The sequence below is a fragment of the Phytopseudomonas straminea genome (genome assembly GCF_900112645.1).
Classification (GTDB): domain Bacteria; phylum Pseudomonadota; class Gammaproteobacteria; order Pseudomonadales; family Pseudomonadaceae; genus Aquipseudomonas; species Aquipseudomonas straminea.
Window position 1 is genome coordinate 73,767 of the sequence record NZ_FOMO01000001.1, and the last position, 21,468, is coordinate 95,234.

Consider the following 21,468-nt stretch of genomic DNA (forward strand, 5'->3'; position numbering starts at 1 on the left):
TACATCTTTCAACGACAGTTGAAACAGACCAAGCATTAGTATACAGCTCATGCAGAACAGTATCTAAAACCGCCACCTTATCGACATGGGGATCCAACCCTGCTGCCAGAATCTGGGTTTCCATCCAGTAACGTGCTCCTCTAAATAGTGCTGCTGTACAAATGGTAGCTGGGGCACATCAAATATCAAAATAGCGGCCAACAACAAAGCACAGGGAAAGGCCAACATAACGCGCGAAAGGCACCAACCACGAATAAAGACCGGGCCAGCCGACCACCGCGCAATGGCGACGCCGACCAATATGGCCAACCATGTCTGGGTATAAGGCATGACGAATACGCCATCGACTTGAGCCAAGACTAGCGCCCCTAATATTGCAGCCCAAAGAGAAGCGTCAGTTTCTGTGCTTTTATCCGAGCGTAAGTAGTGAGTACCACTCCACATACCTTTGCAAATGAGTATGAGCACCAAAGTAGTTGCCGGAGCTCCCCACTCGGCTAGCCATTGCAAAATCATCTGATGAGGATGAGCTGCTATATCGTTATGCAGTGCTGCGAAATGCATTGGTCCTGCACCGAACCAAGGATTATCCAACGCCATTGACCAAGCATCCATCCAAAGGATGTCCCTGGCGGATAACCCCGCTCGAAGCCCATCGTGCAGAATCGCTTTTTCTCCGATCCAGGAAGGAATTAAGATGAACAGAGCCCAAAATAACACCCCTCCCATGGAGGCAGCCACTGCCTGAACTCCTAGGATGCGCCAAAACTTACGCGCAACCGAAAACAACAAAAAATTAGAAACGAGCAAAGCGACCCATACCCCTCGCCCACCAAGAGAATATGAAATACACCACGAAATGGAAAGAACCATCAAAAACACAAAAGAAAAAATACGGCTAGCTGATAAGTTCTTCATCACCAGAGAAGCCAGCACAGGCATTACAAGCACTTGAAACTGACCAAAAGACCGAGGATTACTAAAACCACTCACTAGCACATCTACATGGAGCATCTGAATGCCAGTTATAAATGCTGCCAGGTATGAAACAATAAACTGAGCAGATAATACAACTGCCACTACAGCAAGCAGATAAAAAAAAGCGCCATCAAGTCTGTAATCACAACAGAGTTTAGCGACACATAACGCAAGGAGAAAACACCCCAAAAATACTACCCATTCCCGTAATGCCCATTCGGGAAAATTCGAAAGACATGCAGACACCAACCCAAGTACAACCACGCCTAACACAAGAAAAAGATTTTGCGACGACAAAAAATCACAACCATTAAAAATCGACAACATACATACTAAAAAAAGAAGTATAACTTGTATAACTCGCTGCTGGTCGTGCCACCCATAACCGATCAAAAAACTCGAAGTCACTGAAAATGAGAAAAAAACAAAAAAAACGAACACTAGGATCGTTAAGCAAACTCTTCCAAAAAAACCGAACCTCATCAAAAGAACCTCCCAAAAAAATGCCCCGCATAAGCGGGGCATTTTTATAAAACCGAAATCAGCTTGCAGTGCAACCGGTTGGCAGGAACGACTCTTTCCAACCGCTTGGACGCGAGGCGACGTTACAGCTCCACACACCTTGTGCGTTACGACCCATTTGAACGATCGCACCCTGAATAGCAGGATTACCTTTGAGAGTGCAAGTCAGAGCAGTTGTAGATGCGCCACTAACAGGAGTTCCTACAGAGATATTGCTGCAACGGTTAGTAGTAGTGGCAAGCCCCATATTTGCCGCGGTGTAGAATGTATCGGCCTTGCCTTCGTTCACCGCTGACTCATAAGAGGTCTTGGCGCCTGCGATGTCGGCCAGGCCAGTAGTAACCTGGGTTTTAGCAACGTAATCCTGATAAGCAGGAATGGCGATGGCAGCCAGAATGCCGATGATTGCAACAACGATCATCAGTTCGATAAGAGTAAAACCCTTTTGCATTTGAGCTTTCATGTAACTCTCCAGTCATTAAGTGTCAGGCAGACAAGCCTGGCGATGACATAGCAGAAGCCGTGCCAATTCTTGAGCCCCGGCCTTTGGCCACAGTTACTGCCAACACCCTCACAAAATCACCCTTTCCGTCGAAGCAATGACCAATACGCCAAGCACACTGATGCGCACCTTGTGACACTTTCCGTCACCTTGGCATCGGCAATTTGGCAGCCTCAGGCATCTACGCTATAACGCACCCATCTATTGATGCTGAGGTGCCCATGAGCGAGAACATTCCCCTTTCCGGCCTGGCCAAGCAGGTGGTGCTGGCTGAGCTGCTGGACGAGAAGGCCGCTCAACAGGCGCAGGTGCAAGCCAAACGCAACAAGCTCTCCCTTGTTCATTATCTGGCTCAGAACAAGCTGGTAAAAAGCCGCGCGCTGGCGGAGCTGACGGCGGATCAGTTCGGCATTGCCTATTTCGACCTTAACGCTCTGGACAAGGAGAGCCAGCCGAAAGACCTCATCAGCGAAAAACTGGTGCGCCAGCACCGCGCCCTGCCGCTGTGGCGCCGAGGCAACAAGCTGTTCGTGGGCATATCCGACCCCTCCAACCACCAGGTAGTCACCGATATTCAGTTCAGCACCGGGCTTTCTACCGAAGCGCTGCTGGTAGAGGACGACAAACTTGGCGACGCCATCGAGAAGTTTTTCGATACCGGCCATACCGGCCTGGAGGACATGGGAGACGTTGATCTCGACGGCCTGGAAACCGAATCGGTCGATGACGATAAAAAGAACGACGGCGGCGGCCAGGATGCCGACGATGCCCCGGTGGTGCGCTTCGTAAACAAGATGCTGCTCGATGCCATCAAAGGCGGCTCTTCCGACCTGCACTTCGAGCCCTATGAGCGCACTTACCGCGTACGCTTTCGTACTGACGGCATCCTGCACGAGACGGCGCGGCCGCCCATCCAGCTGGCCCCACGCATCTCTGCACGCCTGAAGGTCATGGCCGGTCTCGATATCTCCGAGCGGCGCAAGCCGCAGGATGGCCGCATCAAGATGAAGATTTCCAAGAGCAAATCCATCGACTTCCGCATCAACACCCTGCCAACTCTGTGGGGCGAGAAAATCGTGATGCGAATCCTCGACTCTTCCAGCGCACAGATGGGCATCGACGCTCTGGGTTATGAGGAAGACCAGAAGGAGCTGTACCTCAACGCCCTCAAGCAGCCCCAGGGCATGATTCTGGTGACCGGCCCGACCGGCTCAGGCAAAACAGTATCCCTGTATACCGGCCTGAACATTCTCAACACCCCGGATGTGAATATCTCCACGGCCGAAGACCCGGTGGAGATCAACCTGGAAGGCATCAACCAGGTCAACGTCAACCCCAAGCAGGGCATGGACTTTACTCAGGCGCTGCGCGCCTTCCTGCGTCAGGACCCGGACATCATCATGGTCGGCGAAATTCGCGACCTGGACACCGCCTCCATCGCCATCAAGGCCGCGCAGACCGGCCATATGGTGATGTCGACCCTACACACCAACAGCGCCGCCGAGACCCTCACGCGCCTGCGCAACATGGGCGTGCCCTCGTTCAACATCGCCACCTCGGTGAACCTGATCATCGCCCAGCGCCTGGCTCGTAAGCTGTGCGCGTCCTGCAAGAAGGAAGTAGATGTTCCACGAGAGGTGTTACTGGAGGAAGGCTTCCCGGAAGACAAGGTCGGTAGCTTCAAGATCTACGGCCCGGCTGGCTGTGAAAATTGCAAGAATGGTTACAAAGGCCGTGTCGGTATTTATGAAGTGGTTAAAAACACGCCGAGCCTGCAGCGGATTATCATGGAGGAAGGCAATTCCATCGATATTGCCGCGCAAATGCGCAAAGACGGCTTTAACGACCTGCGCACCTCGGCCCTTGTGAAGGCCATGCAAGGCGTGACCAGCCTTGAGGAAGTCAACCGCGTGACCAAGGATTAACCATGGCAGCAGCAGCAAAAGCGCCCAAGACCAGCACCTTCGTGTGGGAAGGCAAAGATCGCAAGGGCAGCATCGTCAAGGGCGAGCTCAGCGGCCAGAACCCGGCGCTGGTCAAGGCGCAGTTGCGCAAGCAGGGCATCAACCCGACCAAGGTACGCAAAAAGGGCATGAGCCTGGGCGGCGCCGGTAAGAAGATCAAGCCGCTGGATATCGCCCTTTTTGCCCGCCAGATGGCCACCATGATGAAGGCCGGCGTACCGCTGCTGCAGTCGTTCGACATCATTGCTGACGGCGTAGAAAAGCCCGCCATGCGCAAGCTGGTAGACGAGCTGAAGCAGCATGTGGCGGCGGGCAACAGTTTTGCGGCAGCGCTGCGTACCAAACCTGAATATTTCGACAACCTTTTCTGCAATTTGGTAGATGCTGGTGAGCAGTCAGGCGCATTGGAAACCCTGCTTGACCGAGTCGCTACCTACAAGGAAAAGACAGAAGCACTTAAAGCAAAGATCAAGAAAGCGATGAACTATCCGATCGCGGTTATAGCCGTCGCGATTATCGTCTCGTGCATCCTGCTGATTAAGGTAGTTCCTCAGTTCGAATCGGTATTTTCCAGCTTTGGCGCCGAGCTTCCCGCATTCACTGTTTTTGTGATTGGCATTTCCAACACACTACAGAATTGGTGGTACATCGTGTTGCTGGGCGGTGCTGCGGCAGGCTATGCATTAATACAAGCCAAGCAACGTTCAGAGAAATTCCGTAATAGCCTAGATCGAGCTGTACTCAAAGCCCCAGTGATTGGCAACATCGTCTACAAATCATCGGTCGCAAGATACGCGCGTACGCTATCCACTACTTTTGCCGCTGGCGTACCACTGGTGGAGGCGCTGGATTCTGTGGCTGGGGCGACAGGCAACGTGGTTTTCCGCGATGCAGTCGCCAAGGTCAAGCAGGATGTCACAAGCGGTATGCAGTTGAACTTTTCCATGCGCTCAACCAACGCCTTCCCAGCCATGGCCGTTCAAATGACGGCGATTGGCGAGGAGTCCGGCGCGCTGGATACCATGCTCGACAAGGTAGCTAGCTACTACGAAGCCGAAGTAGACAACGCTGTGGATGGCCTCACCGCACTGATGGAGCCCCTCATCATGTCCGTGCTCGGCGTTCTGGTCGGCGGCCTGATCATTGCCATGTACCTGCCAATCTTCCAACTGGGCAACGTCGTCTAACCCATGACCGTAATCGACTTCCTGGCCGGCAATACGCCGGCCTTTGTTTTCTGCGCGCTGATCGTCGGCCTGCTGGTCGGCAGCTTCCTCAACGTGGTGATTCACCGGCTGCCGAAGATGATGTTTCGCGACTGGCGCATTCAGGCACGCGAAGTACTGGAGCTACCCGCCGAGCCTGCAAGGGAAACCTACAACCTGGTACTCCCTCACTCCAGCTGCCCGTATTGCGGGCATGAAATCCGCCCTTGGGAAAACATCCCGGTCATCAGCTATCTGTTTCTGAGTGGCAAGTGTTCTGGCTGCCAGGCAAAGATCAGTCTGCGCTATCCGCTGGTCGAGCTCAGCTGCGGCGTGCTCTCGGCCTATGTCGCCTGGCATTTCGGCTTTGGCTGGCAGGCAGCCGGCATGCTGGTGCTGGCCTGGGGTCTGTTGGCGATGAGCCTGATCGATGCCGATCACCAGTTGCTGCCGGACGCGCTGGTATTGCCGCTGCTGTGGCTGGGTTTGATCGCCAACAACTTTGGGCTGTTTACCAGCCTGGAAGACGCCTTGTGGGGCGCCGTTGCGGGCTACCTGAGCCTGTGGTCGGTGTTCTGGCTGTTCAAGCTGGTGACCGGCAAGGAGGGTATGGGTTATGGCGACTTCAAGCTGCTGGCCATGCTCGGCGCCTGGGGCGGCTGGCAGATCCTGCCGCTGACCATTCTGCTGTCTTCAGTGGTCGGCGCCGTGCTTGGGGTGATCATGCTGCGCCTGCGTGACGCCAGTACCAGCACGCCGATCCCCTTTGGCCCCTACCTGGCCATTGCGGGCTTTATCGCGCTGCTGTGGGGCAAGCAGATTACCGCGGGTTACTTGCAATTCGCAGGTTTCAACTAAGGCGTCCCAACTCCCCCGGGTATCGCTTCGCTCAACCCAGGCTACTGCAGACTGATTCGCCACACACGCCCGACTCCCTTACAATCCGCCCCTGATTTTCTGAGGGGCAACGACCATGAAACCCTGGACGCTCGGGCTCACCGGCGGCATCGGCAGTGGCAAAAGCGCCGTGGCCGCGCAATTCGCCGCACTGGGCGTGGATGTGGTCGATGCCGATCAGGCCGCTCGCTGGGTCGTCGAACCGGGCCGCCCTGCCCTGGCGGCCATAGCCGAGCACTTCGGCGAACAGGTGCTGCAGGCCGACGGTCAATTGAACCGTTCGGCACTGCGAGAGCTGATTTTCCAAGCGCCTGCCGAACGGAGTTGGCTGGAAAGATTGCTGCATCCGTTGATCGCCGCAGAAACCGCGCAGTTTCTGGCCAATGCCAAGTCGCCCTACGCCATCATGGTCTCGCCTCTGCTGATCGAATCCGGTCAGTACAAACTGACCCAGCGTATCCTGGTGGTCGACGTGCCCGAGAAGCTGCAGATCGAACGCACCATGCAGCGTGATCGGTTGTCTGCCGAACAGGTGCGCGCCATCATGGCCGCCCAGGCCAGCCGCGAAACACGCCTGAGGCATGCCGACGACATCCTGGTCAACGACCGCGACCTGGCCTGGGTCGAGCGGGAGGTCGAACGCTTGCATGCCTTTTACCTGACCTTGAACGGAGGCCAACCATGACCACACCTACTCTCGTCGCCTGCCCAACCTGCGCAGCGCCCGTGGAATGGGGCCCGCAGAGCCCGAGCCGGCCGTTCTGCTCCGAGCGTTGCAAGCTGATCGACCTGGGTGCCTGGGCATCGGAAGAACACGCGATTCCTGGCAATCCGCTGGAGGACGATCTGTTCTCCGATGATCTGCCGCCCAGCCGGCACTGAGCCGCCCTAACCCATCGAGACGGCGGACCCACACCTTGAGGCCTGATGCCTACCCAGCCAGCCCACTCCAGGCACTTATCGCTGCCGTGCCGCAACAGGGCCAGGTGCGCTGGATCGGCGTACGCCCCGAGCGCCTCGGCGACATGCTGATTCTCGATGCGGTCGAGGCGCGCCGTGAAGCGGGCCTGACCGGCGATCATTCCAGGCCCGGCCCACGCAATGCCCGCCAGGTCACCTTGATCCAATGGGAGCACCTGGCCGTGATCAGCGCCCTGCTCGGTCGCGATGCCCAGCATGCAATAAAGCCCGAAGATCTCAGGCGCAATATCGCCGTCAGCGGCATCAACCTGTTCAGCCTCAAGGGCCGGCGCTTTCGCATCGGCCAGGCGATCCTGGAAACTACTGGCTGGTGCCAGCCCTGCGCCAAGCTGGAACAGCGCCTGGGCCTCGGCACCTTTCAGGCCGTGCGTGGCCATGGCGGGATCACCGCACGGGTGATCAATAGCGGCATCATTCGCCTGAACGACACGCTCGAGGTCGAACCGCTGGAACACTTCGAATAGGAATGTCGTCGCACGCTCGCTGCGCAGCACGCTGTTAGAATGCATGCAACCCGCCTGACGAATTGAACCCCGGCGGCCGACTTTCTGTCGATGAGATGCAGCGCACGCGACCTCGATGCAGCACCACCCGTTTTCTGACGCGCAGGTACCCGCCTGCGTGGATTGGCACATGAGTCGCCTGGCGCTGGAGCACCGCTCGCCCGGACTCGCCACCGATTTCCTAGCCTTGTGAGACTCACCATGACCCATCGAATCGTCATTGTCGGCGGCGGCGCCGGCGGCCTGGAGTTGGCTACCCGCCTCGGCCAGAAACTCGGTAAGCGCGGTAAAGCACACATCACCCTGGCCGATGCCAACCTCACCCATATCTGGAAACCGCTGCTGCACGAAGTGGCCGCCGGCTCGCTGAACTCCACGGAGAACGAGCTGAACTACGTGGCCCAGGCCAAGTGGAACCACTTCGAATTCCAGCTCGGGCGCATGAGCGGACTGGACCGCGAGCGCAAGACCATTCAGCTGGCCGCCACCCTGGACGAAGACAACCGCGAACTGGTGCCCGCCCGCGAGCTGCCCTACGACACGCTGGTCATTTCGGTGGGCAGCACCACCAACGATTTCGGCACCGAGGGGGCAGCCAACCACTGCATTTTCCTCGACACCCGCGAGCAGGCCGAACGCTTCCACCGCAAGATGCTCAGCCATTACCTGCGCGCCCACGCTGGCAAAGGCGATAACGATCAGATCAGCGTCGCCATCGTCGGCGCCGGCGCCACCGGCGTTGAGCTGGCCGCCGAGCTGCACCACGCCGCACGCGAACTGGCGGCCTATGGCCTGGATCGCATCCGCCCTGAAAACATGCGTATTAGCCTGGTCGAAGCCGGGCCGCGGGTATTGCCCGCCCTGCCGGAGCGCATCAGCGCGCCCGTACACAAGACCCTGCAAAAACTCGGTGTGAACGTCATGACCGGGGCCGCGGTGAAAGAGGTCACCGCCGAGGGACTGGTACTGGCCAACGGCGAAACCATCCCTGCCAGCCTCAAGGTCTGGGCGGCCGGTATTCGCGCGCCGGCCTTTCTCAAGGACCTGGATGGCCTTGAGAGCAACCGCATCAACCAGCTGGTCGTCACCAGCACACTGCAGACCACGCGTGACGAGAACATCTTCGCCTTTGGCGACTGCGCGGCCTGCCCGATGGGCGATGGTAGCGAGCGAAACGTACCGCCACGCGCCCAGGCAGCCCATCAGCAAGCTTCGCTGCTGGTCAAGTCACTGACGCTGCGCCTGCAGAACCAACCGCTGCCAAGCTACACCTACAAGGATTACGGCTCGCTCATCTCGCTGTCGAGCTTCAGCGCGGTCGGCAATCTGATGGGCAACCTGATGGGAAGCGTGAAACTGGAAGGCTGGTTGGCGCGGATGTTCTACGTCTCGCTATATCGCATGCACCAGATGGCGCTATACGGCCCCTTCCGCACACTGTTGCTGATGCTCAGTGACCGCATCGGCCGTAGTACCGATCCGCGGTTGAAGCTGCATTAACTCGAAGCGCACTTGTCGTAGGGTGGACGACGCTTCATTCGTTCACCATTCTGCAAAAGCCGCGGGGGCTGAAGAAAGCGTCTGCTGCGCGAGCCGATCGCCTATCTTCTTTACTATCGCAATGGTGGACAAAAAGAGCGTTGCCCACCCTACAGCTGCAAACCTGTGGGAGCGGGCCACGCCCGCAATTTCGCGCGCATGGCGCGCTCCCACAAAAGCGTGCCACTCCTTCGGCCACGCTGGCTGTTTCCGCCCGCGAGGGTGAGACCCAGCGTCTTGTCGCGCAAAGCCGAATAAGGGCGGCCCTTGAACTAACCAAAGCCCAGAAAGCAAAAAACCCGCCTTTTGGCGGGTTCTTTACTCAAGCCGAGCTTGAAATGGTGGGTCGTGTAGGATTCGAACCTACGACCAATTGGTTAAAAGCCAACTGCTCTACCAACTGAGCTAACGACCCAAATATGGTCGGGGTGAGGGGATTCGAACTCCTGACATCCTGCTCCCAAAGCAGGCGCGCTACCGGACTGCGCTACACCCCGAGGAAAGATTGGCTCCGCGACCTGGACTCGAACCAGGGACCCAATGATTAACAGTCATTTGCTCTACCGACTGAGCTATCGCGGAACTATGTTCTTTCTTTTCTCTGTTTGCGTTGCCGCTGCAGAGGCGCGCCATTTTACGGTTTCGCAAACCGCTGTCAACCCCCTAAATTGCTTTTATGACAATGCTTTGCGAACGGGTAGTCATTTGCTTTACCTTCGAGGCATACCTGCACAGCCTGATGCACCGCACCGGGCCTTATTCAGGATCTCAGATGAGCACTCAAGGCACGCCGCCATCCCCCGGCATCTCCAGCACGCTGGCCAGCAGAGGCATCCAGCCGCGCTTCAGCGAGTTGGGACAGAGCTGCCGCAAGCTGGTGCTCAATCACCTGGCGGATCATCTGACACGCACCTTTGCCCAGGTCGACGACACTCTCTTTCAATGCGCCGAGCAAGCGGAGAACAATCAGGTTCAGGCCATGTTCTTCGACAGCATGCGCGAAGTGCGCAGGCTGCGGCCACAGATCGAACGCCACTATCACCTGAATATCTCCAAAGGCATCGCTGACTTCCTCGACGGCAAGCTGGTGGTCAGCCAGCCCAAGGACGTTCCGACCGAAGACCTGGCGCTGATCGACAATGAAGCCTACGAGGAAGCGCTGCAGGTCACCAACATGGCGCAGCGAGTTCAAACGCGTTGCGCTCAGGCGCTGTTCGCGCTGGACAAACGCCTGGCGTTGCTAAACAACGGCCAGCCCGTACCTGCCGAGCTCAATCCATTTTCCCCGAAGAGCATTGCCAACGCTCTGCTGACCGCACTACAACCGAGCCAATTGCCGCTACGAATCAAGCTGGTGCTCTACGGCCTGTTCGACAAACAGCTGATGCACGGGCTGGACGCGCTCTATGAAGCCCTTAATAGTCGACTGATCGAAGCAGGCGTGCTGCCCAACCTCAAATTCTCGGCAGCGCGCAATCCGCAGTCGCCTTCACCTGCCGCAAGCAGCCCCGCAGCCAATACGCCACAGGCCGCAGCTGTCGACTTGGCGGCGAACCCACCCGGCGATGCCGCGCAGTTAGCCGAAGGGCTCGACCACCTTCTCGCCGAATATCGCAAACAGCAGCACGCCATAGGCCCACTCTACGGTTCGCCAAGCATGGCCAGTTTTGCGCCGCCAGGTGCCAGGCGTAGCTACGAGGCAGGCGAGCTGCTCGACGCACTCAATCGGTTGCAACAGGCCTCCGCCGCCGACCTCATGCAACACCCGGATCGTCCGCTGCAGGTGACTGACCTGAAAACCGAGCTTCACCGCCAACTCGCCAGCCAGAGCGAGGCGCCCCAGCAGCACCGTGTCGGCAGCCATGAAACCGATGTCATCGACCTGGTCGGGATGATCTTCGACTTCATCCTCGATGACGAGAACCTGCCGCAACCCTATAAGGTCGCCCTCTCCCACCTGCACACGCCCTGCCTGAAAGTGGCGCTACTGGATCGCGCGCTATTCAGCCAGCCCCACCATCCAGCCCGCCGGCTGATCAATGCCATGGCCCAGGCCGGCGTACTCTATGGCGTCCAAGAGGACAGTTACGGCCTGCTGAGCAAAGTGCAGTGGATGGTGCGCCAGGTGGTTCAGCAGTTCAGTGGCGACCTGCGCCTGTTCGAGATACTGCTCGGTGAGTTCGACGAGTTCACCCGCGGTATCAAGCAGCGGGTGGAGCTTCAGGAGCGCCGCGCCGTGGAGACAGCCAAAGGCCGCGACAAGCTGCTCGGCGCCCGCCATAACGCCGCGAAGGCCATCGCCCAGGCACTGGCCAGACGCTCGCCGCCGCCGATAATCCGCCAATTTCTGGAGCGCACCTGGATCGACGTGCTGGTATTCGTGCAGCTACGCCATGGCGCCAGCAGCCCTGAATGGCAGCGCGCCAGTGAAACAGCCGAGAACCTGGCGTGGAGCGGCACCCTGCTCGATGCCGCGCAACGTGATCGCCTGCAGCGCCTGCGCATTGAGATGCTCGATGAGTTGCGCAATGGCCTGATGCTGCTCGGCGGTTATCACGAAGATGATATTCGCCGCCTGCTGCAGGACCTGGTGGCCTGTCAGCACGCCGTCCAGGCCGGTCAGCCGCACCTGGCCTCCAAACTCAGTCTACCAAGCCCCAACGCCCTCGGAGCCATGCTCGACGATGAGGCAGCGCTTCTCGCCACGGCACGCAAGCGCCAGCCAGCCGATCAGGGGCTGATCAGCCAACTTGAAAAGCTTGAGTTCGGCACGTGGTTCGACTTCATTCTGGGCGGCAAACGGCAAACCCTGAAGCTCTCCTGGTACAGCCCCACCACCCATAACTGCATGTTCGTCGACCGCAACGGCCAGCGCGCTGCGGTCAAATCGGTGGAACAACTGGCCGAGGAACTGCAGCAGGGCACGGCGCGGCGCAGCAAGCCCGAACGCGCGGCGCCGATGGTCGACCGCGCTCTACAGGCCGTCTATCGCGTGCTCCAGCAACTGACCGGACGAACCACCTGAGAGCCTTCCATGGATGATCGTCGCCAACACCCTCGATACACGGCCGCCGCGCTGCTCGAGCTCTATGAGCAGCACGGCGAAACCTGCCTGGGCCGCATCGCTGATCTGTCCAGCGAAGGCTTCATGCTCTGCAGCACTGCGCCTCAGCCCCCCGACATCTTGGTCGAATGCCGCCTGGTGGGCGATGACGTGGACGACCTGTGCTTTACCGCCGACTGCCTATGGAGCCGTGAAGGCGAGGCGGGCCAGCCGTCCTGGGCGGGCTATCACATCATCGACATAGACGCGCTCAATACCCAGAAGCTGCAGAAGCTTCTCAAGCAGCTGCAGGCTTGCAGCTAACCGCGCCACATCGCCAGAACGGCGCCATAGAGCGCTTTCCGCACATCCGATAAACGACATCGATCACAGTATCGGCAACAGCGATTAGACGCTTGCCCAGTAAACGCCTAGGCTTCTCTGTGTCAATCCGCCGCAGGGGAGCTTGCCGTGCCCCGGTCAGCCGAGATGTCCGCCATTTCCAGTCATAACGATGCTGCTGACCAGCAGCCGCAAGGTTATGCCTATGCCGAGCTTGGCAGCCCGGAAAACCAGGGCTCTGCCGTTCTGGCCCAGGAAAGCGCACTGGCCATCAGCTACAACGGCATCAGCCATGCTGTGATGATGGTGTCGCCTACGGCGGTCGAAGATTTCATTGCCGGGTTCAGCCTGAGCAGCGCGGTCGTCGACTCCATCGACGATATTTATGACATCCGCCTACACCACCTCGGCCCGGCCATCAGCGCCGAAGTGGAAATCAGCAGCCGCGCCTTCTGGGCGATGAAGCAGCAGCGCAGGCAACTGGCCGGCACCAGCGGTTGCGGCCTGTGTGGCGTGGAAGCGCTTGACCAGGCGTTGCCGCAGCTGGCCACTCTGGAGAAAGTCGAGCTACCCGACGCCGCGCACCTAGTCGATCTACGCGAGCGCATCGCCGCCGCACAGGACTTGGCGCGCCGCAGCGGCGCGCTGCATGCCGCGCTATATGTCGACGCAAGCGGCGAAATCAAAGCCTGCCGAGAAGACATAGGCCGGCACAACGCGCTGGACAAGCTGATCGGCGCGTTGCTGCGCGAGAAACACGATGTACGCCAGGGCTTTGCGGTGGTCACCAGCCGCTGCAGCCTGGAACTGATTCACAAGGCGGTCAGAGCCGGCATCGGCAATCTGGTCAGCCTGTCGGCACCGACCGCCCTGACCGTGCAATGGGCGCGCCGGCACAACCTCAACCTGATTCATTTGCCCCACCACAGCGCGCCGCGGGTCTACAGCCCTGCTCCGCCTGCAAGAGAAGAACAGCCATGAGCCTGCAACCCGTGAACCCGCGTTACAAACCCTACAAAGGCGCTGCCGCCGGTTGGGGTGCGCTGATCAGCGTCACCCAGTTCTGGCTGGACAGCAAACAGCCGTTCAAGAACCTGCGCGCGCTGCTCAAGACCAACCAGAACGGCGGCTTCGACTGCCCGGGTTGCGCGTGGGGCGACTCGCCGGAAGACGGCCGCATCAAGTTCTGCGAGAACGGCGCCAAGGCCGTCAACTGGGAAGCCACCAAGCGCCGCGTCGACGCCAAGTTCTTCGCCAAGTACTCCGTCAGCCAGTTGCGCGAGCAAAGCGACTACTGGCTGGAATATCAGGGCCGTCTGACCGAACCGATGCGCTATGACGCGGCCACCGACCGCTACGTGCCGACCTCCTGGGACGACGCCTTCAGCCTGATCGCCAAGCACCTGAAGAACCTTGCGACCCCCAACCAGGCCGAGTTCTACACCTCGGGCCGCGCCAGCAACGAGGCGGCGTTCCTCTATCAGCTGTTCGTGCGCGCCTATGGCACCAACAACTTCCCCGACTGTTCGAACATGTGCCACGAAGCCAGCGGCGTCGCACTGATCCAGAGCGTCGGCATCGGCAAGGGCAGCGTGACCTTCGCCGACTTCGAACACGCCGATGCCATCTTCGTGCTTGGCCAGAACCCGGGCACCAACCACCCGCGCATGCTCGAGCCGCTGCGTGAGGCGGTCAAGCGTGGCGCCCAGGTCGTCGCCTTCAACCCACTCAAGGAGCGTGGTCTGGAGCGTTTCCAGCACCCGCAGCACGCCCTGGAAATGCTCACCAACGGCTCCGAGCCGCTCAATACCGCCTTCTTCCGCCCAGCCCTGGGTGGCGACATGGCGGCGCTGCGCGGTATCGCCAAGTTCCTGCTGCAGTGGGAGCGCGAGGCGGTCGCCAAGGGCGAGAAACCAGTGTTCGACCACGCCTTCATCGCCGAACACACCGATGGCGTCGATGCCTATCTCGCCGTGCTCGACGAAACCTCCTGGGAGTCGCTGGTCGAGCAGTCCGGCCTGACCCTGGCGGAAATCGAGCAGGCAGCGCTGATGTACCGCCGCGCCGAGAAAGTGATCATGTGCTGGGCGATGGGCATCACCCAGCACGTCCACTCGGTGGCCACCATCCAGGAAATCGTCAACCTGCAATTGCTGCGCGGCAACCTCGGCCGCCCCGGCGCCGGCCTGTGCCCGGTTCGCGGTCACAGCAACGTGCAGGGCGACCGCACCATGGGCATCAACGATCGCCCGCCAGTGCTGCTGCTCGACAATATCGAGAAGCGCTTCCAGTTCAAGGTGCCCCGCGACAACGGCCACAACACCGTTGAAGCCATCAATGCCATGGTCGACGGCCAGGCCAAGGTGTTCATCGCCCTGGGCGGCAACTTCGCCCAGGCCACGCCGGACAGCCCGCGCACTCACCAGGCGCTGCAGAACTGCGACCTGACCGTGCAGATCAGCACCAAGCTCAACCGCAGCCACCTGACCACCGGCAAGGATGCGCTGATCCTGCCTTGCCTGGGCCGTACCGACATCGACATCCAGGCCAGCGGCCCGCAAGCGATCACCGTTGAAGACTCCTTCAGCATGATCCACGCCTCCTACGGCCAGCTGGAGCCGCTGTCCAAGGAGATGCGTTCGGAGCCGGCCATCGTCGCCGGCATCGCCAAGGCTACCCTGGGCAATCACCCGGTCGACTGGGACGCGATGATCGCCGACTACAGTCGCATCCGTGACCTGATCGCCGACACCATTCCCGGCTTCCAGGATTTCAATGCCCGTGTCCAACATCCGGGCGGTTTCTACCTGGGTAACTCGGCCGGCGCACGTCAGTGGAAAACCAACACCGGCAAGGCCAACTTCAAGTCCAACGCCCTGCTCGCCGACCTGCTGCCACCCCAGGTGCGCAACAGTGGTCAGACACCGGACCTGATCCTGCAGACCATGCGCTCCCACGACCAGTACAACACCACCATCTACGGCCTTGATGACCGTTACCGTGGCGTTCGCGGCCAGCGTGACGTGCTGTTCGTCAACGAAGCCGATCTCACCCGCCTGGGTTACAAGCATGGGCAGAAGGTGGACATCACCTCACTGTGGGACGACGGCGTCGAGCGCAAGGTGGTCGGCTTCACCCTGCTGGCCTTCGATATTCCGGCCGGCCAGGCAGCTGCCTACTACCCGGAAGCCAACCCGCTGGTGCCGCTGCAGAGCGTTGGCATTGGTAGCCACACGCCGACCTCGAAGTTCGTCGCCATCCGCCTGCACGCTGCGCAGGAAACCACACGCATTCTGTAAACGCGGCCACACCGTCTTCACCTCGGGCTACCAGCCCGAGGTGAAGAGCTCTTAGCTCCCTTCCGAGAAAAAGCTGCAGTTCGTCGGAAATGCGGCACTTATCGACGAAACTTACCCTCTGATGTCCCTTTGCCGTTATCCACCTCGGTTAACGTGTCCACAAGCGCTCAATCGAAGCGCGTAGTTGCGCCCACGCCACGATGTGGCCCTTCGGGTTTCTGCCAAACGAGTGACAACCGTGCCATTGACTGCCTCTCCGAGCCGCCCGGCATCAACGTCATTGGCCAGCAACGGGAGGGAATACCATGCGGTTTTCATCTGCCGTCCTGCTTGGGGCGGTGCTGCTCAGCCTGAACGCCCAGGCAGCGCTCATGGAGCGCGAATTGGGCGACTACGAACTGACGCTGGGCACCACGCCAAGCCGCAGCATGGCGCAAGGGCTGGTCAAACCCGAGAGCGGCGGCACCTTTCATGGCGGGCTCGACCTGAGCCACCCGAGCGGTTGGTATCTGGGCCAGTGGTCGCCCAGCCTGGGCATCAGCCCGGGCAGCAAGATGGAGATCAACAGCTACGTTGGCTACCGTCAGCAGTTCGTCGACTCGCTCGGTTATGAAGTCGGCACCATTCGTTACAGCCACCCTGGCTACAGCCATCTGGACAGCCAGGACCTGTACGCCGGCCTGACGTACGACAAGCGCCGCTTCGGCTTCTCCTTCAGCAATGACCCGAACCTCTTCAACAGCACGATGTTGGCCGATCTTGGCCGTGTGAAGCTGTTGGGCATGTCGGTGATCGTACGCTACGGCAATCACCTGCTCGAAACACCCAAGCAGATCGCCGGCGGCGGGCGAGTCAGCTCGTTCAATGACTGGTCAATGAGCCTTTCGCGCCCATGGAAAGGCATCGACTTCGACTTTTCCTATTCGGACTCGACCCTGAGCGGCGACGCCTGCGCGGCCTATTCGGGCCACAACACCGAGTGCGAAGGCTGGTTCTCGATCAAAGCGTCGCGGTCCCTTTTCTAGACGCTTCGACTGGCCAAAACCTCCGTAAGCAACTGAACCCTAAACACATCTTGATACATTCATCCATGTATCTTTAATAGCACTCAAGGGAATTTCGTACGCGCGCCCGCTCTAAGGAGATGTCATCGGCACTGTTCGATGGCCGTTGGAACCATGGCCATGCCATGGGCTACGCCCGCAAGGGTCATCTTCGAGGGTTACGCGATGCGTACATTCCTTAGCGCACTGGCCTTCAGTGCAATGATTTCTCCCCTGGCTTATGCCGATACCACCAAGACTGCCATTGGCAGCGGGGTTGGCGGCGCGCTGGGCAATATTGTCGGTCAGCAGCTGGGAGGCAGCACAGGCGCTGCAATCGGTGCAGGCCTGGGTGGCGCCGCCGGTGGTGCCATCAGTTCACGCAACAAGACCGAAGCAGCGCTGGGTGGTGGCCTGGGCGCGGCCGGCGGCTCGGTACTGGGCAACCAGTTTGGCGGCAGCACCGGATCGACCATCGGTGCAGGTCTGGGCGGCGCAGCTGGTGGCGCGCTGGCCAATGAGGTGGCAGACAGCAACCGCCATGAAGCACGCTATCGCGACGGCCATCGCCATGGCAAGAAGCACCACAAACGTCACCACAAGCATCGTCACCGCTAATCATCACTTCACCATCAAGGGCGCTTCGGCGCCCTTGATGGTTCAGGCCACCAGCAAAACCCGCATCGCTTGACGCAACCCCTGCGGAATCGCTACTGGCTGGTTGCTCTGACGGTCTACGAATACGTGCACGAAGCGCCCTGCTGCACAGGCCTGTTGCTGCCCCTCCCTAAAGACCGCGAGTTCGTACTGCACCGAGCTGTTGCCCAGCTTGCCGACCCGAAGGCCGACCTCGATGCGCTCGGGAAAGGCAATCGACTCAAAATAGTCGCAGCTCGAACTCACCACGAAACCCACCACCTCGCCACGGTGAATATCCAGGCCGCCGGCCTCGATCAGGTAGCTGTTCACCGCCGTATCGAAATAGCTGTAGTAGGTGACGTTGTTGACGTGGCCATACAGGTCGTTGTCGTGCCAGCGCGTGGTGATCGGCTGAAAGTGACGATAGTGCTCACGTAGGTGCTGCGGCTGTTGCATGGGTGCCACCTCGCAGAAAGAAGAAGCCGGCATGGTGCCGGCCTCCTGCTGAAGTGACAACTGCGCCCGGTTAGTAGGCGACCTGATAGATGGCCAGCGCGTGGGCCAGTGTCATTTGTCGAGGATTGTTGACCAACAGCCGCTCATGCAGCATGGCGTCGGTGGCCAGACGCGGCAGCAAATCCTGCTCGACGCCCACATCGCGCAGCCGTGCGGGCAAACCACTGCGCTCACTGAGATCGGCCAGTTCGATGATGAACTGCTCGGTATGGTCCGTGGCATCGCCAACGCGCAGGCGTTCGCCTAACAGCAGGGGCGCCAGCTCCTCGTAGAGCGGCGCAGCTACCGAAGCGTTGAAGCCCAATACATGGGGCAGCAGCACTGCCGCGCTGACGCCATGGGGCACCTGACAATGCCCGCCCAGTGGATACGCCAGCGCATGCACTGCCGCCAGCGGAGCATTGGCATAGGCCTGCCCGGCCAGGCAGGCGCCCAGCAGCATGGCTTGTCGCGCCTCGAGATTGGTGCCGTTATGCACCGCTTCGTCCAGGTTCGCGCCCAGTAGGCTCAAGGCTTCACGGGCGAGCATGTCGGACAACGGGTTCTTGCGCCGCGCGCCTGTGTAGGCCTCCACCGCGTGGCCCATGGCCAACATGCCGCAGGCGGCAGTGACCGGCGCCGGCAGCTGCAGGGTGAGCTCGGCATCGAGCAAAGCAAGATCCGGCAACAGCCGCGCAGAAACAACCGCGACCCGCGTCGCATGCCTGGTTGTAACCACGGCGATGGGCGTGACTTCGGAACCACTACCGGCGGTGGTCGGCACCTGGATCAGTGGCAGACGCTGCCCCGCCACCTTGTCGACGCCGTAGAGATCACTCAGCGTTTGCCGACAATCAGGGTGGGCCAATTGGGCGACCAGTTTGGCCACATCCAGCGAGCTGCCGCCGCCAAAGCCGATCACCAGATTGGCCTGAATCTCCCGGGCGAACTGCGTGGCCTTGTCGATCACGGTTTCCGGCGCCTGTGCCACCACGCCATCGAATACGTGCAGCGCCACCCCGCTCCTGGCGAAGGCGCTACGTACCGCTTCGCAGAAATCCTGCCGGGCCACGCCGGCGTCGGTCACCAGCACCACGGAGCGCGCGCCCCAGGCCTGACATAACGGCACGAGCCGCTGAACGGCTCCGGGTTCGCAGATGAGATGGGCGGCTGTGGCAAAGCTGAATGGCTGCATGGCGCGGTCCTCGTTCTGGCGGCGCGCTGTCGCGCGCAAGAAAGACCGTGCCCCTGTCACCCTCGCATCGCAGCGTCCCGGCATGGCCTCTGTTCATAGTAGGCCGTGCGCCCATATCTGCTCGGAAAAGCACGCAGCAGCTGCCATTCGTCGATTGGTTGGCCGCCGCCGATAAGCGCTCGGCTCAAGGGGCGTCAGCACGCCTGCCATGTGGTTGCTTCAGGCGATATCGTGCAGCCCAGTAATCACGCGGCTTTCCAGCATATGCACGAAGATCGTCTCCGAAGACGACAATTACCCCGTAAAAAGTGCTAGTCCATCCCGTTCTTGAGCTTATGACATATCCGCCTAAAGCCTGCCGCTGGCTCGATTTAGACTTCAGTCATCGAAGCGAAAGACGGAGGTGACTCATGCCCCTTTCCATCGACGGCATGAATATCGGCCAGTACAGCTATCGGCCACTTGGCAATACCAACAACGGTCTGCAGAGCAGTGCAATTGACCGGGCAACAGCCGCGGCGCAGCGCTTGAGCGACGCTCAGGAACAGCTGCTGGAGCGCCGACGCCTGGATCAGGAGCGCCAGGAGCGGCTAAGCGAAGCCCGTGAAGAGCGGATCGCCCAACAGGAGGAGGCAGAGGAACGCGCATTGCAGGTGCGTCAGGAGCGCCAGGAAGCAGCCCGAGCGCTCGAGGAGCAGCAACGCGAACAGCGGCTTGAGGCACTTCAGGAGCAGCGTCAGGAAGTGCTCAACCCACTGTCCGCCGAAAGCCTGGCCCGCCAGCGCGTGCAGACGGAAGTAACCCCACCGGCGGCAAATACCGCACAGGTCAGCCCACGGCTCGCTGCCGAGGCAATTTCGACCTACCGCCAGACCGCATCGCCGGACCTTATCGGCCGCAGCCTGGTAGCTTGATAACCGCCTGAAAAAACCAGCCCCCGATCACATCATTTGTTTGACCTGGTCGGGGGCTGGTTTTTTATGAATGGTTTGCAGCGGGGCGCTCATTGTGACGTGAACGCCCTGATTAGCTCACTCTTTGCCGAGGGCCTCCTGGCGCTCCAGGAACTCCTCCTGCAGCAGCGCATCGGCGTTTTCCGCCTCGCCTTCGAGCTGCTGTTGCAGATGACCAGTGCCGACCGGCTTGGTCTCAAGCTTGCCCACCAGATGTTCGAGAGCATGGCGCATCTTCTCGGCAGCACCGTCGATGGCCTGCTCCAGGGACTCGGCCTTGTGGGTCACGGACAGCGGCTGGTGCCCCTTGGGGCGCGCTTCGATCTGGCAGCGTTTATCATCGGCGCCACTCTTGCCGCCGTTCTCGTCGCTGATATGCACTTCCACCCGCGACAGGAATTCATCGTACCGGTCCAGTCGATCCGCCACGGATGCGCTCACCCATTCGTGTAGACGTGCGCTGCCTTCGATATGGTTGCTGTTCACATGAACTTGCATGGTCTTCCTCGCTTCTGACGGGTCTACGAGGTTGGAGGCAGGCGGGTGGGACTAGGTTCCTGCTGATTGCCGCCGCTGCCGGTGAATACGACAGCGGCGGTTATGATCAGAAGCGGTCGCGGATCACGGCTTCATCGAACGGTAGCTTACCGATGCGCGGCTTGGCCTCGACAGCCTTCTTGCCAACGGCAACCATCAGGCCAATCACGTGGTTGTCCGGCAGGTTGATCAGCTTGGCTACGGCGTCGAAATCAAAGCCGTCCATGGGGCAGGAATCCAAGCCTTTGCCGCGGGCGGCGAGCATCAGGGTCTGCGCTACCAGGCCACAGCTGCGCATGGTTTCGTCGCGCTGCACCTGTGGCTTGCCGCGGTAATAGTTGTCGATGGCGCCGGCCATGAACTGCTGCACCTCGGCAGGTGCGCCTTCCCACACGCGGCTCGCATTCTTTTCCCAGCTGTCGAGCTGGGCACAGATCACCACCAGCATCGAAGCATCGGTCATCTGTGCCTGATCCCAACCTACCGCACGAATCTGTTGACGCAGAGCTGGGTCGCTGACTTCCACCAGGCGCACGTGCTGCAGGTTGAAGGCCGTTGGTGCGAGCAGCGCCAGTTGCAGCAACTCGTTCTTCTCTTCAGCGCTCAGGGTAAAACCGGCGTCGTAGCCTTTGACGGCGCGGCGGCTGCGAATGGCTTCATCGATATGCATGGCAAACTCCACAGGATGAAAAACACAGCATGCTAGGCAAGCCGAGGCGCCAGCGCTACTGGAGCATTCCGATGCAATTCATCGCCTGTAACGATTTATCCGAACCCCTGCCGCGCCCTGCGAGTCGATTGACCAGAGCCAACAGGGCCCGCCCTGATACC

The 21,468-nt window shown here is 60.0% G+C and carries 20 protein-coding genes and 3 tRNA genes; 14 read left to right on the forward strand and 9 right to left on the reverse strand.

What is annotated here, in order from left to right:
• Positions 1-63: 63 nt before the first annotated feature.
• Complete coding sequence (locus BM279_RS00290; protein ID WP_167363074.1) at positions 64-1,461, reverse strand: O-antigen ligase family protein; 1,398 nt, start codon at positions 1,459-1,461, stop codon at positions 64-66.
• A 58-nt stretch (positions 1,462-1,519) separates the two neighbouring features.
• A complete protein-coding gene (locus BM279_RS00295) occupies positions 1,520-1,963 on the reverse strand; it encodes a pilin (protein WP_093499891.1) in 444 nt (147 codons plus the stop codon).
• A 260-nt stretch (positions 1,964-2,223) separates the two neighbouring features.
• Here BM279_RS00295 and pilB point away from each other — a divergent pair, with 260 nt between their 5' ends.
• The 7 genes from pilB to BM279_RS00330 all read left to right on the forward strand — a co-directional run bounded on the left by pilB (position 2,224) and on the right by BM279_RS00330 (position 9,052).
• Positions 2,224-3,927, forward strand: coding sequence for a type IV-A pilus assembly ATPase PilB (gene pilB, locus BM279_RS00300; protein WP_093499893.1), 1,704 nt, complete (start codon positions 2,224-2,226; stop codon positions 3,925-3,927).
• A gap of 2 nt (positions 3,928-3,929) precedes the next feature.
• A complete protein-coding gene (locus BM279_RS00305) occupies positions 3,930-5,153 on the forward strand; it encodes a type II secretion system F family protein (protein WP_093499895.1) in 1,224 nt (407 codons plus the stop codon).
• A 3-nt stretch (positions 5,154-5,156) separates the two neighbouring features.
• Positions 5,157-6,029, forward strand: coding sequence for a prepilin peptidase (locus tag BM279_RS00310; RefSeq protein ID WP_093499897.1), 873 nt, complete (start codon positions 5,157-5,159; stop codon positions 6,027-6,029).
• A gap of 115 nt (positions 6,030-6,144) precedes the next feature.
• A complete protein-coding gene (gene coaE, locus BM279_RS00315) occupies positions 6,145-6,753 on the forward strand; it encodes a dephospho-CoA kinase (protein WP_093499899.1) in 609 nt (202 codons plus the stop codon).
• Positions 6,750-6,950 (forward strand): DNA gyrase inhibitor YacG, encoded by a 201-nt coding sequence (yacG, locus tag BM279_RS00320; RefSeq protein ID WP_070884463.1) that lies wholly within the window; start codon positions 6,750-6,752, stop codon positions 6,948-6,950. The genes coaE and yacG overlap by 4 nt, the downstream gene beginning before the upstream one ends.
• A gap of 35 nt (positions 6,951-6,985) precedes the next feature.
• Complete coding sequence (locus tag BM279_RS00325) at positions 6,986-7,513, forward strand: MOSC domain-containing protein (protein WP_093499902.1); 528 nt, start codon at positions 6,986-6,988, stop codon at positions 7,511-7,513.
• Positions 7,514-7,753: 240 nt separating this feature from the next.
• Entirely contained in the window at positions 7,754-9,052 is a 1,299-nt protein-coding gene (locus BM279_RS00330; protein WP_093499904.1) for an NAD(P)/FAD-dependent oxidoreductase, read from the forward strand.
• Between the two features lie 378 nt (positions 9,053-9,430).
• Here BM279_RS00330 and BM279_RS00335 read toward each other — a convergent pair.
• The 3 genes from BM279_RS00335 to BM279_RS00345 all read right to left on the reverse strand — a co-directional run bounded on the left by BM279_RS00335 (position 9,431) and on the right by BM279_RS00345 (position 9,673).
• Positions 9,431-9,506 (reverse strand) — tRNA-Lys (locus BM279_RS00335).
• 5 nt (positions 9,507-9,511) lie between these two features.
• Positions 9,512-9,588 (reverse strand) — tRNA-Pro (locus BM279_RS00340).
• Between the two features lie 9 nt (positions 9,589-9,597).
• Positions 9,598-9,673, reverse strand: a tRNA-Asn gene (locus BM279_RS00345).
• A gap of 190 nt (positions 9,674-9,863) precedes the next feature.
• Between BM279_RS00345 and BM279_RS00350 the strand changes: the two genes are divergently transcribed.
• From BM279_RS00350 to BM279_RS00375, 6 genes are all read left to right on the forward strand, one after another.
• Entirely contained in the window at positions 9,864-12,116 is a 2,253-nt protein-coding gene (locus BM279_RS00350; protein WP_093499906.1) for a DUF1631 domain-containing protein, read from the forward strand.
• 9 nt (positions 12,117-12,125) lie between these two features.
• On the forward strand, positions 12,126-12,458 hold the full coding sequence (locus tag BM279_RS00355) for a PilZ domain-containing protein (RefSeq protein ID WP_093499908.1): 333 nt from the start codon (positions 12,126-12,128) through the stop codon (positions 12,456-12,458).
• Positions 12,459-12,623: 165 nt separating this feature from the next.
• Positions 12,624-13,457 carry a formate dehydrogenase accessory sulfurtransferase FdhD gene (gene fdhD / locus BM279_RS00360; protein WP_167363075.1) on the forward strand — a complete coding sequence of 278 codons (834 nt, stop codon included), beginning with the start codon at positions 12,624-12,626 and terminating at the stop codon, positions 13,455-13,457.
• A complete protein-coding gene (locus BM279_RS00365) occupies positions 13,454-15,775 on the forward strand; it encodes an FdhF/YdeP family oxidoreductase (protein ID WP_093499912.1) in 2,322 nt (773 codons plus the stop codon). The genes fdhD and BM279_RS00365 overlap by 4 nt, the downstream gene beginning before the upstream one ends.
• Before the next feature lie 305 nt (positions 15,776-16,080).
• Complete coding sequence (locus BM279_RS00370) at positions 16,081-16,800, forward strand: TorF family putative porin (protein WP_093499914.1); 720 nt, start codon at positions 16,081-16,083, stop codon at positions 16,798-16,800.
• Between the two features lie 204 nt (positions 16,801-17,004).
• Positions 17,005-17,436: a glycine zipper domain-containing protein gene (locus tag BM279_RS00375; protein WP_093499916.1), complete on the forward strand. Its 432-nt coding sequence runs from the start codon at positions 17,005-17,007 to the stop codon at positions 17,434-17,436.
• A gap of 42 nt (positions 17,437-17,478) precedes the next feature.
• On the opposite strand, the gene BM279_RS00380 is transcribed toward BM279_RS00375, so the two are convergent.
• Together BM279_RS00380 and BM279_RS00385 are read right to left on the reverse strand one after the other, a co-directional pair.
• The gene (locus tag BM279_RS00380) at positions 17,479-17,913 is read right to left on the reverse strand and encodes an acyl-CoA thioesterase (protein ID WP_093501172.1); all 435 of its coding nucleotides are present in this window, start codon (positions 17,911-17,913) and stop codon (positions 17,479-17,481) included.
• Positions 17,914-17,983: 70 nt separating this feature from the next.
• Positions 17,984-19,147: an iron-containing alcohol dehydrogenase gene (locus BM279_RS00385; RefSeq protein ID WP_093499918.1), complete on the reverse strand. Its 1,164-nt coding sequence runs from the start codon at positions 19,145-19,147 to the stop codon at positions 17,984-17,986.
• Positions 19,148-19,557: 410 nt separating this feature from the next.
• Here BM279_RS00385 and BM279_RS00390 point away from each other — a divergent pair, with 410 nt between their 5' ends.
• Complete coding sequence (locus BM279_RS00390) at positions 19,558-20,061, forward strand: hypothetical protein (protein WP_093499920.1); 504 nt, start codon at positions 19,558-19,560, stop codon at positions 20,059-20,061.
• Between the two features lie 117 nt (positions 20,062-20,178).
• Here the strand turns inward: BM279_RS00390 and BM279_RS00395 are convergent, their stop codons facing one another.
• The gene (locus BM279_RS00395) at positions 20,179-20,598 is read right to left on the reverse strand and encodes an HPF/RaiA family ribosome-associated protein (protein ID WP_093499922.1); all 420 of its coding nucleotides are present in this window, start codon (positions 20,596-20,598) and stop codon (positions 20,179-20,181) included.
• Between the two features lie 106 nt (positions 20,599-20,704).
• Complete coding sequence (locus BM279_RS00400) at positions 20,705-21,307, reverse strand: nitroreductase family protein (protein WP_093499924.1); 603 nt, start codon at positions 21,305-21,307, stop codon at positions 20,705-20,707.
• Positions 21,308-21,468: the final 161 nt, after the last annotated feature.